The sequence below is a fragment of the Shewanella sp. 10N.286.54.B9 genome (assembly GCF_041468565.1).
In the GTDB taxonomy this organism is placed as follows: Bacteria; Pseudomonadota; Gammaproteobacteria; order Enterobacterales; family Shewanellaceae; genus Shewanella.
Map to the genome: position 1 here is coordinate 59,719 of NZ_JBFRIY010000021.1, position 15,305 is coordinate 75,023.

10 protein-coding genes, 8 tRNA genes and 2 pseudogenes are annotated in these 15,305 nt (G+C 42.5%); 3 read left to right on the forward strand and 17 right to left on the reverse strand.

Annotation, left to right across the window (positions count from 1 at the left end; translation table 11 throughout):
* Window positions 1-214: 214 nt before the first annotated feature.
* The 3 genes from lolB to AB4135_RS08085 all read left to right on the forward strand — a co-directional run bounded on the left by lolB (window position 215) and on the right by AB4135_RS08085 (window position 2,743).
* On the forward strand, window positions 215-880 hold the full coding sequence (gene lolB / locus AB4135_RS08075; protein ID WP_371991885.1) for a lipoprotein insertase outer membrane protein LolB: 666 nt from the start codon (window positions 215-217) through the stop codon (window positions 878-880).
* Window positions 877-1,731 (forward strand): 4-(cytidine 5'-diphospho)-2-C-methyl-D-erythritol kinase, encoded by an 855-nt coding sequence (gene ispE / locus AB4135_RS08080; protein WP_371991887.1) that lies wholly within the window; start codon window positions 877-879, stop codon window positions 1,729-1,731. The genes lolB and ispE overlap by 4 nt, the downstream gene beginning before the upstream one ends.
* Before the next feature lie 64 nt (window positions 1,732-1,795).
* A complete protein-coding gene (locus tag AB4135_RS08085; RefSeq protein WP_028769213.1) occupies window positions 1,796-2,743 on the forward strand; it encodes a ribose-phosphate pyrophosphokinase in 948 nt (315 codons plus the stop codon).
* 112 nt (window positions 2,744-2,855) lie between these two features.
* On the opposite strand, the gene AB4135_RS08090 is transcribed toward AB4135_RS08085, so the two are convergent.
* The 17 genes and pseudogenes from AB4135_RS08090 to pth all read right to left on the reverse strand — a co-directional run bounded on the left by AB4135_RS08090 (window position 2,856) and on the right by pth (window position 15,142).
* Complete coding sequence (locus tag AB4135_RS08090) at window positions 2,856-3,272, reverse strand: hypothetical protein (RefSeq protein WP_371991889.1); 417 nt, start codon at window positions 3,270-3,272, stop codon at window positions 2,856-2,858.
* Window positions 3,273-3,303: 31 nt separating this feature from the next.
* Window positions 3,304-3,762, reverse strand: coding sequence for a hypothetical protein (locus AB4135_RS08095; protein ID WP_371991891.1), 459 nt, complete (start codon window positions 3,760-3,762; stop codon window positions 3,304-3,306).
* 91 nt (window positions 3,763-3,853) lie between these two features.
* Window positions 3,854-5,212 (reverse strand): transcriptional regulator, encoded by a 1,359-nt coding sequence (locus AB4135_RS08100; protein ID WP_371991893.1) that lies wholly within the window; start codon window positions 5,210-5,212, stop codon window positions 3,854-3,856.
* 187 nt (window positions 5,213-5,399) lie between these two features.
* The gene (locus AB4135_RS08105) at window positions 5,400-7,757 is read right to left on the reverse strand and encodes a multiheme c-type cytochrome (protein ID WP_371991895.1); all 2,358 of its coding nucleotides are present in this window, start codon (window positions 7,755-7,757) and stop codon (window positions 5,400-5,402) included.
* A gap of 1,492 nt (window positions 7,758-9,249) precedes the next feature.
* Window positions 9,250-9,984, reverse strand: a complete 735-nt coding sequence (locus AB4135_RS08110; RefSeq protein ID WP_371991897.1) for an RES family NAD+ phosphorylase — start codon at window positions 9,982-9,984, stop codon at window positions 9,250-9,252.
* A gap of 300 nt (window positions 9,985-10,284) precedes the next feature.
* Window positions 10,285-11,276, reverse strand: a pseudogene (locus AB4135_RS08115) (transposase).
* Between the two features lie 83 nt (window positions 11,277-11,359).
* Window positions 11,360-11,446, reverse strand: a pseudogene (locus AB4135_RS08120) (Mobile element protein); the annotation flags it as partial.
* Between the two features lie 279 nt (window positions 11,447-11,725).
* A tRNA-Gln gene (locus tag AB4135_RS08125) sits at window positions 11,726-11,800 on the reverse strand.
* A 30-nt stretch (window positions 11,801-11,830) separates the two neighbouring features.
* Window positions 11,831-11,915 (reverse strand) — tRNA-Leu (locus AB4135_RS08130).
* 101 nt (window positions 11,916-12,016) lie between these two features.
* Window positions 12,017-12,091, reverse strand: a tRNA-Gln gene (locus AB4135_RS08135).
* Window positions 12,092-12,141: 50 nt separating this feature from the next.
* Window positions 12,142-12,226: transfer RNA gene (locus AB4135_RS08140), tRNA-Leu, on the reverse strand.
* Window positions 12,227-12,283: 57 nt separating this feature from the next.
* A tRNA-Met gene (locus AB4135_RS08145) sits at window positions 12,284-12,360 on the reverse strand.
* A gap of 5 nt (window positions 12,361-12,365) precedes the next feature.
* Window positions 12,366-12,440, reverse strand: a tRNA-Gln gene (locus tag AB4135_RS08150).
* A gap of 50 nt (window positions 12,441-12,490) precedes the next feature.
* Window positions 12,491-12,575 (reverse strand) — tRNA-Leu (locus AB4135_RS08155).
* Window positions 12,576-12,893: 318 nt separating this feature from the next.
* Window positions 12,894-12,970, reverse strand: a tRNA-Met gene (locus AB4135_RS08160).
* A 444-nt stretch (window positions 12,971-13,414) separates the two neighbouring features.
* Entirely contained in the window at window positions 13,415-14,506 is a 1,092-nt protein-coding gene (ychF, locus tag AB4135_RS08165) for a redox-regulated ATPase YchF (protein ID WP_371991899.1), read from the reverse strand.
* Window positions 14,507-14,557: 51 nt separating this feature from the next.
* Window positions 14,558-15,142: an aminoacyl-tRNA hydrolase gene (gene pth, locus AB4135_RS08170; protein ID WP_371991901.1), complete on the reverse strand. Its 585-nt coding sequence runs from the start codon at window positions 15,140-15,142 to the stop codon at window positions 14,558-14,560.
* Between the last annotated feature and the right edge of the window lie 163 nt (window positions 15,143-15,305).

Below are 15,305 nucleotides of genomic sequence, written 5' to 3' on the forward strand. Positions count from 1 at the left end.
GCTTTGTTAAAAACAGAATACGCTTAACAAAACCGAATAATAATCTCTGTTCTTACCCATTTTTCCAATTAGCGTCACCTTTTTAACTATTTCTAAATAGATATGACACTCATTGACGACAATAAATATTGTGCAAATGGCTATTTTTTGCATATGGGCATTGGTAAATTTACCAACCCCTCGTATCATAAGGGCTCTTTTATATCAGTAATAGATGAATAATTTGAGCAGCTTCACAAAAAACACTTATGCATGGGTGATATTGAGCTTTATTTTTATTAGCGGTTGCTCAACTACCATACCAGACAACTTAGTTCCCGTCTCTGTTGAGCAGGTCGAACAAGCACAAGCTTGGGAAATGCAAGGCAAACTCGCGGTGCGAACCGCTGATGACAAATTTAGTACTAATTTGTATTGGTTGCACACCCAAACCACTGATGAATTAAAACTGACCACAATGTTAGGCACCACGGTACTGAGCTTATCAAGTACTGACGGCGATACATTATTGGAGCTCGACGGTAAAACCTATACCGATAACAATGCCCAGCGCTTACTTACACGCATCACCGGTTGGACGATTCCTATCGATGCTTTACCGCTGTGGATCACTGGACAACTCAGCGAGGGAGATGAAGTGATCAGCCAAGATTCACTTAGTCGTCCTATTCAACTGCTTAATTCAAATCAACTTCCGGCTTGGAAAGTCGACTTTAAAAGTTGGCAAACTCAAAGTGGTGCAGAGTTACCCCGGTTGCTTGACATAAATCGAAGTGATATTCGACTTAAAATCCAAGTCAGTAAATGGCAAGCACTTATTCCAGAAAAACAAGTAACAACTAATCACCCACATTCTACTGCCAATGAGTCTTCTTTATGACAACAGCGCTTTCATTAGGTTGGCCTGCACCAGCTAAACTTAACCTTTTTCTGCATATCAATGGTCGCCGCGAAGATGGTTACCACGAACTGCAAACCCTGTTTCAATTTATCGAATATTGTGATTTCCTCGATTTTAAGGTTACTGATAAACCGAACTTGAAACTGCATTCGAACATGTCAGCAGTTGTCGCTGATAACGATAACTTAATTCTGCAAGCCGCAAAATCCCTACAAGAATATAGTGGTTGTCAGCAAGGTGCAGAGATTTGGCTAGATAAGCGTTTACCAATGGGAGGCGGTTTAGGTGGTGGCTCATCTGATGCTGCAACCACTTTGGTCGCACTTAATTCACTCTGGGGGCTAAATCTCCCCTTAACTAAGCTGGCCGATATAGGGCTAAAACTTGGTGCCGATGTTCCTGTTTTTATTAATGGTTTTTCAGCTTTTGCCGAGGGTGTAGGAGAGCAATTACAACCAGTTTCACCTCCCCAACCTTGGTACCTTGTACTGGTGCCGGATGTACATGTATCAACCGCTGAAATTTTCCAAGATCCGGCATTGCCTCGTAATACCCCAAAGCATACGCTGACCACTTTAATGCAAAACCCTTGGAAAAATGATTGCCAAGAACTGGTTGTAAAACACTCTCCTCAAGTTGCCAAAGCCTTAGCGTGGCTGCTAGAATATGCGCCGTCTAGAATGACCGGAACCGGAGCATGTGTTTTTGGTCAATTCGAACAGGAGCAACAAGCTAGAGATGTCTTGGCAAAACTGCCAGCGTCTATAAGTGGCTTTGTTGCCAAAGGGTCAAATAAATCGCCATTAATGCTGAGATTAGCTCAGTGTTAACTACATCTGGGATACCTTTTAAGTCCCAGCCACTATCATGAAGCATACGCCTGAGGTTCATACAGTGCCTGACATTAAACTTTTTGCCGGTAACGCAACACCTAGTCTCGCTAAGAAGATAGCCGATCGTCTATTTTGTAAACTTGGAGACGCAGAAGTAGGCGTTTTCAGTGACGGCGAAATCAGTGTCCAGATTAATGAAAATGTACGTGGTGCGGATGTATTCATCATTCAATCTACTTGTGCTCCGACTAACGACAACCTAATGGAACTTATCGTTATGGTTGACGCACTTCGTCGTGCTTCTGCTGGTCGTATTACAGCCGTTATCCCTTACTTCGGTTACGCTCGCCAAGACCGTCGTGTTCGTAGTGCTCGTGTACCAATTACTGCAAAAGTAGTTGCTGACTTCCTTTCAAGCGTTGGTGTTGACCGCGTTTTGACTTGTGATTTACACGCAGAGCAGATCCAAGGTTTCTTCGACGTTCCAGTTGATAACGTATTTGGTAGCCCAGTGCTACTTGAAGATATGCTAGCTAAGAACCTAGAAAACCCAGTGGTTGTTTCTCCTGATATCGGTGGCGTTGTACGTGCTCGTGCAGTTGCTAAGCTACTTGATGATTCTGACTTAGCAATCATCGACAAGCGTCGCCCACAGGCAAACGTTGCTCAAGTAATGCACATTATTGGCGATGTTCAAGGCCGTGACTGCATCATTGTTGATGACATGATTGATACTGGCGGAACGCTTTGTAAAGCAGCTGAAGCATTAAAAGAGCACGGTGCAAACCGCGTATTTGCTTATGCAACTCACCCTGTATTTTCAGGTAATGCAGCGAAGAACATCGCTGAGTCAGTAATCGATGAAGTGATTGTGACTGATACTATTCCATTAAGCCCTGAAATTGCTGCACTGGATAAAGTTTCTCAACTAACTATGTCTACCGTTATGGCTGAAGCGATTCGCCGTGTAAGTAACGAAGAGTCAATCTCTGCTATGTTCAAGCATTAATTCATCACGAATTAACCTGTTTTAATAGCAAAAAAACGCACTCGATTGAGTGCGTTTTTTTATGGTTTTTGGTCACTAATACAAACTATATAAAAAAGAACCGACCATAAAATCAATCAGTAAAACTGCGCCTTATGGCATCATCTCTTACCAGCTTAGTGATATCAAAAGCGATATTTCGGCGAAGTTTCACTATCCAGCCTTCAACCTTATCCATATCGACCTGACAACGTTTTTTACCACAGTCTGGTCGTTGAGCATCAAGCAATTTAAGCGCAACGCTTTCACCTTTAATGACAAGCTGAACGCTAATTTTATAGCTTTTATAGTCGAGATCCGCATACCTAGTGCCGGCTTCATCTTTACTGTACAGCCAGTGATTGCGTTCTACGGCTTTCGTTAGCGTGGAGTCGAGATCTTTAACGTAGTTACCGTAAGGAATTGGATCCTGATAATACTGCAACTCAGTTGCACTCGCTGGCGTACATAAACCTAAACAAACTATTAGCGCAAAAATAATGTGTTTCATACTTTCATCCTTAAAATAAATTTAGAAACCACTAAAGGCGCTGTAGCTGCTTGCTGATGCTATTTCTAAGATTTTTGACATAGTTATAGTATCCGCGGCTATTTTTATAGCAAATATCATCAACTAAATTTTTGCAGATGTAATCACCTAAAGCTGCATGGTATTTTAGTTGTACCAGTGATTGATCATATTCAATGCGCATAACATTAGTGTCGCCACGGTAATCAAACCGAGCCAAAATATAACCATCACCTTCGCCTTGATAAACCCAAGCAAAACCTTTGGTTACCAGCATCCCTTCTAAAATAGCGTAGCGGATCTTATTAATATCATTGCTGCCAGTTTCAATCTCTTTGTGAACCGCTCTTATGTAACGATCAAAAGACTTTGGCTTTATGTTGTCGTCCACTTGCAGAACTTCCGGTGCGGCGAGTAGAGGGGCACTCACGCTGAATAAGCTGATAAATGTTAAGGCGTGTATGAGCCTCATGGTATACAACTCCCTGTCATAAAAAACAAAATCTTAACATAATTGTTCGCTATGCTATAACTTGAATTTAGATAACTATTCCATCACATAACTACAGTGAGACTTGCTCTCGATGCGCCCACACCATAGTCTCGCCCCAGAGCGGTAGCATCCATACGCCACTATCATCATCTTGATAAACCTGTCTGAGGATCATTTGATCATTCTGTAGTACATTTTTACGTATTTCACGGTATATGGTCGCCGACTCTTTCGACACCTGTTGCGGACTAGTGAACCTGCGCTCATCAATATCGACTAAGAAAGTTTTTACCACTTTACCATCAACCAGCGACTGCTTCAGTTTAAAGTCGCCGCTAAATTGATACCTTATGGAGATTTCTCTGAGCATATCATCAGTTATACAAGCAGCGGCCACCAGCTTACCGCGGTTATCTGAATCAAATATCATCGATAGCCTGACATCGGCTCTGACAACATTTTTTGTATCTGAGTAGTAGTAAACATCCGCTCGATAAACGTCTTCAACCACGCCGCTATTTTCTGTCTCAAACTTGTCGAGTAAGATTTTGTTATAGGTAACTTGCTCCATCCTTAGTTTAGTATCCGCCAACCACTGAATGTCGAGCGGGATCACTGGCGCATCAGCAGTCCTCACTAAGTTAAGTGGCTGCCTATCACTACAGGTACTGTCAAAATCATTACACAATGCGACTGATTCATACTGACCGTTATCATAAGTAAATAGCTGTTTTTCACTGGAGGCAGGTAACACGCTTTCATAATTGAACCAGTTGGCAATCAGCTCATCAACACGAGTTGTTTGTTGAGAACTCTCGCTTTGCTGTGAATCTAAAAAGACCTTACTAACTAATGAAGAGGTATGATTAAACTCAAGGTTTTGCGTTGTGATAGCGGCAATTTGAGGCTTGGCCAGAAGCGCAATATAATTGACAACCTTTTTCAGTCCACCAGAAAAGTGCAGCGTGATGATAATACCGAGCAAGACCACCAATGTTGGCCAGACTAGGCGGCTTGTTAGATTGGCGTTGAGGCGCTTTTCCTTAAACACGGTACCAGTCTTGTTAGGCTGCAGTTGTGGCTGTGCCAATACTGCTTCAACCTTAGTTTCATCAATACAAACATCGTGTTCATCAACGATGCACAAACTATAGCCATAACGCGGAATATTCTTAAGCTCGATGTCAGTTTGTGCCACCAGCTTTTTTCTCAAACTGCTCATACACTGGGTTAAAGATGATGGCGCGACAACACGTCCAGGCCAACCCGCTGCATTTAATTGCTCTTTACTTACCACTTCACCAACGTGGCTAACTAAACATTTTAAAACTTCTAATTCAGCAAGAGAAAGAGCTTGGCGTTCTGACGCTTTCAGATCGACTAAGTCTCTTGCATCTAAATCTATAATTAAAAATTCGGTAATTTTCACAAGCTAACCCCTACTTCCTACCATCCCTGTAGCTTCCCCTAGGTTATTCTATCTCTTTGACGCTCTTTTAACCTGACCCGATTAGAGCTTTTGGAAAAAGAGTTGAGACTTTGTTAATAATTGTGATCCCTGTAAAAAAAGACCCTAGCAAAATGCTAGGGCCAAAATAATTGCAGGGGGATAAACTCTATTTGAGGTTATGAGATTCCTTTAGGTTGTTAAGATCATGACAAACAGCACATGACTCTTCGCCTGTGTATTGGCCCATCTCTACGCCAAACTGAGCGCCATTTTGCTTCATATGGCTGACCACATCTTTACGAACCTGACGACGATCTTCACCTTCTTCAGCAGCACGCTTACCATGACAGCTCAAACATACAGCAGCGGTAGGTGATACAAATGCATCAGCAACAGCATCTACGGCATAACGTTTGTTACCGCTAGTGTCTTTGCCATTTGCAGGGTCCAGACCGTCGTAAGTGTCCATGTAGTCAAGATCCAGCGCTAATGGCTTACGACCGACAAGATACTTAGCATCAAAGCTATCTTCGATATGACACTTAGCACAGTTAGCGAGATCTGCAGAGTACTCCACATTACGCTTCCAACCTTCACCACTTTGGTTAGCGCGGTTGTTGGCATGCATAGCATGGATCCATACTTTTTGATCAGGATGACTCATGGTCAACTGCTCGATGTAATCCTCATCACCTTGCTTAGTTTGTGAGTTACGGATGACCTGAGTCGGCATGTTGTTAGCGTTGTGACAAGCCACACACTCTTCACCAGCGTTTGATGCAGTGGTCCAGTCACGCTCACCGCGTGGCATCAGATCTTTCATCATAATCATTGGATCCAAAGCACCATCGTTATCGGTGTCAACTGAACCCGAAGCACAAGTAGTACCAAAGTAAGTACTGTCATTCTTAACCACTGAATGGCAGCTACGACAGTTAAGCGTCATCTGTACAAAACCATCATCTGAAGTCGTAGTTCCGTGACAGTCACCACACAGCTCATTGGTTACGATTTGACGGCGTGGGCGCTCTTCTAGCATCCCCTCTTTATTGAAGAAGTGTTGCCAGTTATAACCTGCAGCACCGTTGCTCCAATCAGTTTTACCATCACAGTCTTGGATTGTTTCACCATCTGCATCGATACAGAACCAAATACGTGGTGTTACCATACCGTAGCTATCGTTCAAATCACCGTCGAAGCTATCTTCAAGATCGAATGGACCGATTTCAAAGGTCGTCTTACCATTTTCGTAGTTAAGAACGATTGGATCATCTACATAGCCAGCAAAGTTCTCTTTGTTAGTATGAACACGCAACACCTTGCCGCGCTCCATGCCCATATCTTGGCCACCCCAGTTGATATAAAACTCGGCGTAGTACATGTACTTAACCAGATCTAACTGTTCATTTCGGCTATTGCCATTCTTATCCAAAATATCGACAGTCAGCTGTACATAACCAGTCTTATCAGTGTCTAGGTTGGCATTAATATTGGCTTGCGCTTCTGGAGCATCAACCATCTTGGCTTCAGTAACGGTCAAGTGAAGGTTTTCACGACGCTCGTTCTGCCCTTTGTAAGTAGATAGATGCACATTTTCAACGATTTCTGCTGTATGGCAGCTCGCACATTGCGAGTTATCAGCATAAGGCCAGTGATTGATCCCCTGTTTGAAGTCAACGCTAGTGTGACATGTTACGCAAGTTTCAGCTGTAGGCACCTGCTTCCAGTTTGCAAAATCGGTAGCTTGTTCATTTTCTGAGTGACAGTTGTCACAACCACCTACAGGAGCAGGGATCACGCCGATGTGCTTTTCATGTGCAAGCATAGGGAAGACTTTACTGATGTCACTCACTTTATTATCAGTATGACAAGCAACACAGGTTTCAACTTCAGTGTACTTTCCACCGTGAATAGCGAAGTCATCATGACAGCTTTCACAGTTCTGATTGTTAACAACATTCTTAGTGTATTTAGCTTCGTTACCTTGACCACTGAAATCTACATGGGTGTTGGCATAAGAGATTTCAGTCGCACCAACCGCTTCACCACCGGTGCGCAAAACCAACCTTAAGGTTTTCTCGTCGGTAATCGTAAAGGCTGATTCAGTGGTGACATCTTTTTCAAAACTATACGTATAGGTACCGTCTTGGTTGTCTACCAGTGCCCCACACTTTGAGTATTTGCTTGCAGGACATGCTTCAGAGCTCAGTAATTTCCATTCGTTAGCATCACCAGTACTACCCTCTTCAAGTCCAGATAAGATAAAGCCAAACTTCTCCAAGCCTACTACAGGTAGGTCTTTTTCATTGGTTACCATAAACGTAACATCAGATGTTGCGCCAACAGCTATGCTGTCAACAGCAACGGTCAATGCCTTAGCGTCTGTAGCAACAGGGATCCCTGGAGTGCCTGGCGTACCCGGTGCACCATCTTTACCATTCGCGCCATCATCGCCAGAACAACCCGTTAAGGCTAACCCGATGAGGGTTGCTAGTGTTGCAACTTTCATATCGAATATTTTCATCATCAATTCCACTCACTTATGTTCAGCCCTCTTTATTGGGGCAAGTGAAATTTATCCGCTTAGTGAGTGATTTAGTGTGATGACTTCGATTGCAATTCTGACAAAGTTACCTCTTGAGAGGTATGCCACATAACTTTCGAGAGAGGTGAAGTTTGAGTGACAAAAAAGATTACCAACTGTAAAACCAAAGTAGCACCAATGTTAATCAGCACTGATTTCATGTGATTGTTAGCACGTTTTAAGCTGACAATAGTTAACAAAACCCTGATTTGTTACCAAACACTAGGATTTCACCTAAGAATGCAGACTCAGCAGCAAATCATTTAACTCCCCTATCGATGGCTAACGTAGTTTTGGCATAAATCGCTTTCGCATAGATAGTTTTGCTTAGAATAGTTTTACTCTAAATATGTCGGTATTTAACTGGCACATAACTGGACATAAATGCGTTAGCGCAAAGGTCTAAAGGGCTGTATTGTGGTTAGCGGAATATGATAATTAAATGCAATTCAACTGCCTTGAGCTTTTGCAAGTCGCCGTGAATATCCCCCTATAGGCTCTACTAAATCATCCATGATTTAGAAGCTTGCACAGCCCAATTCTGATGAATTGCTAGCAAGGCCAGTTTAGTAGTTAACTCGTTTTTAGACGTGCGACGAGAAGTCGTATGAAGCGCTGTTCACCGCTTTGAGTGAACCATCTGTATCACCAGATGACCCTAAGACTCTGAATAAAGTAGCGAGTCTGACAATGTAACGAAGTTCAGTACCATAACGGAGCGGGAACAAAATCGTGAGAGGATGTTCCTCCTGACAACCACAAGTCGGGTAAGTGCTAGGAAGTTAGTATGATGAACACAAGTGAATCCGTGCAAGGTGCGTTATACGAGAAACAGCGGAAGTGGTTTTTACGCTGTGGCCAAAAGGCAATGAGAGTCGGAAAGAAGTTGTCCAATATTCTTTCGTGATCAATACGCTCTTCGCACTACAGTTAAAACAAAGTAAAAACAAATAAAAACAAAGGCAGCCATTAATAATCATTCATATCTTTTTGTGGGGATTCGTCAGACACTGACCCCACATATCACTGACCCCACATATCAAATTCAAATCGTCACTTACCACATCGTTCCTCAGTCAAATTGACAGAGTTAATCTTCCTTACTGAAAAACTAACTATACGTGTCTGTTTTACGTTCTTAGGGCCTACTTCGCATAGCCTATTAGTGTGTTGGGCGAAGATTAAAGGCGAGGAACCAAGCCGTCATCGATATGCTTGATGAGAGTCAGCTATGTTGTTGATTAATAATGGCTGGCTAATGTATTTAGGTAGATGAGCATTTCTAGGGTATTTTCTAAATTTTAAGGGCATTTACCCATCCTTTATCGTTACACAGAATATTTAGGACATCCATGATAATTAACTTTGGGTGCCCTAGTTAATTTCTATTCAGTGCACTTGCATTTTGAACGCGGCTATTTTTATCTTAATTTTATTTCATCCAAAGAAATTTATCATCGCTGAGATTATTTAAACTTTCAATAATCTTATAACTGTATACGCTTCGTGTTTCATCAACTACTTCAATTGCCTCAACGCACTTGAAGTCAAACATAGAGATACTCTCAGGTAATAGTGCTAAGTTCTCTCCTCTCGCTACAGATTGAACGGAAGGGAATCGAATTCCCCATGATGGGGGAGTGCGTTTCCAGCTATTCAGTAAAACATCTGATATTGCGGCGGTCATTTTGTACTCATAACTAAATGTACTTTCGACTCTTTGTATGAATTTATCCGCAAAGAATCCGTACACAATAGCTACTTCATTAGAATAATTCGATGTTAAATCACCTGAAATATCACTAATTAAAAAATCTTCTTTTACTTCCCACTTAGAAACAAAAACTATATCACCAGCTTTAGTCCGACATTCCCTTAATGACCTTTCTAGGCATGTGGAAACATACCACATAGGATATCCAGGATAATTACAACGTTGAAAGCCTATTACCTTTTCTGTAGGTGGTGCATATAAATGATTCATAACCTCAGGCTTAAACGTATGTACTCTATACATTATTTCTCCTCTTTTAATGAGTACACTTTGAGTGGTAGAGCCAAGAGCTGGGAGAAAAATTGACTCTACTTTATTCTTTAAATCGCAGTATTTAATATTATATAAATCAAGAACTCTTAACTCCTGTATCTTTTCTAGTAATCGTTGCATAAATGCATCCTTAATTGTTTTCTAGGACATCCACTCTGAAAGCGAAAAATCTCTAGCCAGCCATCATAGTAATCATCATAAAATCCTTAGCCAGCCATTATTAATCAATAACATACCCAGTTTAAAAACTGATATCAACGATTGCCGTCTACCAAACGTGTACTTGAATGACTTGTCACAAAGAATGACCAAATGGTTCGAAGAAATAGCGGATTTTACTGAAATTTATAGGTTTAAAAGCGCGGTAGATTAACTCGGTGTTTGAACAGAGGTATGTAGGCTTAAAGTGGTTTTTAGCGTTCAATCTGCTGGTAAATACTCGCAGCTGCTTGAAAAATGCCGTCGTCGCTTGTTGAGGTGTTCGCAGTAGCGGCTGAATTCCTCCAATGTACCAACAGGACCATGAAATAGTTGGCCAAATTCGGCGACGATTTTAATCCAGTTTACAGCTGGAATATTTAGCCTATTGAGGATAGCTTCTGCACTGGAAGATATTGCGCCACGCTTATCATCACGGATAATTCTCCCTGTTTCATCAACTAATACAAGATAGTCTTGCAGTGAAAAAGCAATCCCTTTAGGTTGATTTACCCTTTCATTACCAATGAACGGTAATAGCGTCTTCGGTTGCTCACCTTTCAGTGCCGCAGTGACTCTTAACTTGATACTAGTAAAGTCTGATTTTTCAGGCGTGCTCGCCATTTGAGCGCGTATAGGGTTGAGTTCGACATACGCCATACAAGCTAGAACTGCCGCTTCATCCAGTAGTGCTTGGGACTTGAAACGCCCCTCCCAGAAATGTCCGGTACAGTTATCTTCAAGATTAGCTTGCCTGGCAATCGGTTCATTGAGGCACCGCAACTCTTATGAAAACGTTAGCAACTGATATCACACAACCTTGAACGATAGGTCGCAATAAGATGTTTTAGTTGCACCACTAAATGCTCATCAATGACTTCACCTTTCGCAAATTTTTGCGTTAGCGCCGTACCGTTAAACAGTTTATGCCACTGCTCGACAATCTCTCTATCTGACCAGCTATTCACGGTATCTAAATCAATATAAAGCACCACATGCAAATGGTTGCTCATCACTGCGTATGCTGCTACATCAATGGCAAACACCTCACTGAGCTTGAGGATTTGTTCCTCAACCCAGCTTCTGCGGTGGTCGTAGTTTTTACCGGTGTATTTATCGTCACCACACAGAAAGGCACGTCGAACGACGCGGCTACAACAATGATAGTAAGGGGTGTCTTCAATACTAATAAGGGTTCGTCTTGGCCTCGGCATGCAACCTCCTTGTTCAATGCTCAATTCAAGCATAGTAGGAGGTCGCGATTGATGCCATTAACTATGGGTGTCTAAGTATTCATTAGAAAGGCACGCCGAACAACACGGCTGCAGCAGTGATAATAAGGTGTGTCTTCGATGCTAATAAGGGTTCGTCTTGGCCTCGGCATGCAACCTCCTTGTTAAATGCTCAAATAAAGCATAGTAGGAGGTCGCGATTGATGCCATTAACTATGGGTGTCTAAGTATTTAGCATTAACTATGGGTGTCTAAGTATTTAGCAAACGACAAAATTGCCAGTTTAGGTTGGCAACTTGAGTAGCACTAGCAGCATTGTTTGAGCGAAAACCATGAACGGCTAACCAAAGAAGATACTATAGGTAATACCAAGCAGTATTCACAAACGCTAAACGGCAAAAAGCCCGTCATAAAGACGGGCTTTCTGTTTATGGCTGGGATACCAGGATTTGAACCTGGGAATGCCGAGATCAAAACCCGGTGCCTTACCGCTTGGCGATATCCCAATTAACTCTTTGTATAAATATAAAATTCGATGGTACGGGAAGAGAGACTTGAACTCTCACACCTTACGGCACCAGAACCTAAATCTGGCGTGTCTACCAATTCCACCACTCCCGCATCGAACTTTACTGTAGGTTGCCCTACTTCATCATTATAACACCAAGCAACGAATTACTTTTAGTTATGCCGACAAGGTCAATAAATCAACCTTTTAAAAATGGCTGGGATACCAGGATTTGAACCTGGGAATGCCGAGATCAAAACCCGGTGCCTTACCGCTTGGCGATATCCCAATTAATCTTTGTTGCTAATAACAAGCCGAAGCTCATTACTTTAAAATAAATGGTACGGGAAGAGAGACTTGAACTCTCACACCTTACGGCACCAGAACCTAAATCTGGCGTGTCTACCAATTCCACCACTCCCGCACTGCATCGATTTTACATCCCGATTAAGATGACTCATATTTTACATCTTGAGAAAGATGGTAGCAATGGCGGGACTTGAACCTGCGACCCCAGCATTATGAGTGCTGTGCTCTAACCAGCTGAGCTACATTGCCAAAGATGGCTGGGATACCAGGATTTGAACCTGGGAATGCCGAGATCAAAACCCGGTGCCTTACCGCTTGGCGATATCCCAATTAATCTTTGTTGCTAATAACAAGCCAAAGCTCATTACTTTAAAATAAATGGTACGGGAAGAGAGACTTGAACTCTCACACCTTACGGCACCAGAACCTAAATCTGGCGTGTCTACCAATTCCACCACTCCCGCACTGCATCGATTTTACATCCCGATTAAGATGGTAGCGAGTCACAGCGTGTCTAATATCAACATCCACCACTCCCGCACTGCATCGGTTTTTCATCTCGATTAAGATGGCAATGAATCATGGAGTGTCTAACATCAACATCCACCACTTCGACACTGCATCAAGTTTTACATCTAGATAAGATGACAATCAATTTTACATCTAGATTAAGATGATGCCAATCATATTTCTGATTTAATAAATCAACTAATCGGCCATTCTCTATTTTTCATCTAGAGGAGATGGTAGCCATATTGTCGGGACTTAACATCCAGAGAAGATGGTAGCAATGGCGGGACTTGAACCTGCGACCCCAGCATTATGAGTGCTGTGCTCTAACCAGCTGAGCTACATTGCCATCTACTTATCTGTCCCTCTTGCTGAGGAACGGGGCGTATTATGCTTATTCAGCGTATGCAGGTCAACTGGTTTTTTTCGCTATTTTAAACTAAATACACTGTTAGGCTATTACTTCGCCAAACTGGGCAACAGATGTGCAATATATCCGTATGATGGCCAGAATTGTCGCCAAATCGAAGCTAATACTCCGGTTCATTATCGGTTCAACCTTGGTTTAAACGATCGAAATCCAATCAAAACTTAAGTTTAGCTGCTGAGCGAATCCCATTTCTAGTGAGTTATACAAAAGAATTACTGCACAGGAAGGCTATGTTCTTAGCTTCAAGCCATAGCTTATTCTAACTAGAGAGCGTCGCTGCTAGGTAAATGCAAAAACGGCGCTTGAAGCTAACTTCAAGCGCCGTTTTCCATCATTCAATGCAGTAATTACACCGCAATAAACTTATACGTTAAATAAGAAGTGCATCACGTCGCCGTCTTTAACGACATATGTTTTACCTTCAACGCGCAGCTTACCCGCTTCTTTCGCGCCGGCTTCACCTTTGTAGGTGATAAAGTCTTCGTATGCCATTACTTGCGCACGAATAAAACCACGTTCAAAGTCAGTATGAATAACACCAGCAGCTTGCGGAGCGCTAGCACCGATTCTAACCGTCCAGGCACGCACTTCTTTTACACCAGCGGTAAAGTAGGTTTGTAGTGTCAGCAAGTCATAACCGGCACGAATAACGCGATCAAGACCGGGCTCTTCTAATCCAAGATCAGCCATGAACTCATTACGGTCTTCGGCGTCCATCTCAGCAAGCTCTGACTCAATGGCAGCACAAACAGCAACAACAACTGCGTTTTCTTCAGCAGCAATAGCACGCACTGTATCTAAATGAGGGTTATTTTCAAACCCATCTTCAGCAACGTTAGCAATGTACATGGTTGGTTTGATGGTTAAGAAGTTCAAGTAAGCCACTGCAGCTAACTCTTCTTTGCTTAACTCCATTGAACGTAGCATTTTGCCTTCGTCCAATACTGGGCGCATCTTCTCAAGTACCGCAACTTCAAACTTAGCCTCAGCGTCGCCGCCTTTAGCTCGCTTAGCTTGACGAGTGATAGCTCGCTCACATGAGTCTAAATCAGCTAATGCCAGTTCGGTATTGATCACTTCAATATCACTTGCTGGTGATACTTTGTTAGCAACGTGAACGATATTGTCATCTTCAAAACAACGTACAACATGGCCGATAGCATCAGTTTCACGAATGTTTGCCAGGAATTTATTCCCTAGGCCTTCACCTTTCGATGCGCCAGCAACTAAACCTGCAATATCTACAAATTCCATTGTGGTAGGCATGATGCGCTCAGGGTTAACGATCTCTGCTAACGCATCGAGTCTTGAATCCGGTACAGGAACAACACCTGTGTTCGGTTCAATTGTACAGAACGGGAAGTTTGACGCTTCGATGCCTGCTTTAGTTAACGCGTTGAAAAGTGTTGATTTACCAACATTTGGCAGGCCTACGATGCCACATTTGAAACCCATATTGTTACCTTTATATCAATGAATCACTTGGAGCTAACCCCAAGAATTTGTTTATGCTTTAAAAGAATGCAACCTGTGCATCGCCTTTGCCATATCTTCGTTAAATAATATTTCTGTCGAGCGGACAGCTTCATCTATTGCAGCGTCCATTAACTCTTGATCCGTTGGTGCAGCCTTACTGAGTACATAATTGCTAACCTGATTTTTATCACCAGGATGGCCTATACCAATCCGTAAGCGGTAGAAGCCTTTATCATTTGCTAATTTAGCGATGATATCTTTAAGGCCATTATGCCCACCGTGCCCACCGCCAAGTTTAAATTTAGCCACGCCAGGTGGCATATCTAACTCATCGTGGGCAACCAAGATCTCTTCCGGCGCAATGCGGAAAAAGTTAGCCAATGCGCCAACCGACTTACCACTTAAGTTCATAAAGGTCGTCGGGATCAATAAACGCACATCTTTGCCATGAAGCGTCACTCTTGCTGTCATACCAAAGTACTTACTGTCTAATGTTAATGTCGCCCCACACACTCTGGCGAGCTCTTCAACGTACCAAGCCCCAGCGTTATGACGCGTTCGTTCATACTGTGCGCCGGGATTTGCTAACCCAACAATAAGTTTAATATTGCTCATAATACTCAGTCTGTGTTTACTTATTTATGTTTTGCCGCCATTAGCCACAAAATTAAAAACGCGGCATTTTAGCACTCAAAGCGCGCGCCAACAAATTATACGCAAAATAGACCGTTTTATTTTGGTTTGAAAACGTTTCTACTCAGCAAATTTCAGTACTTGA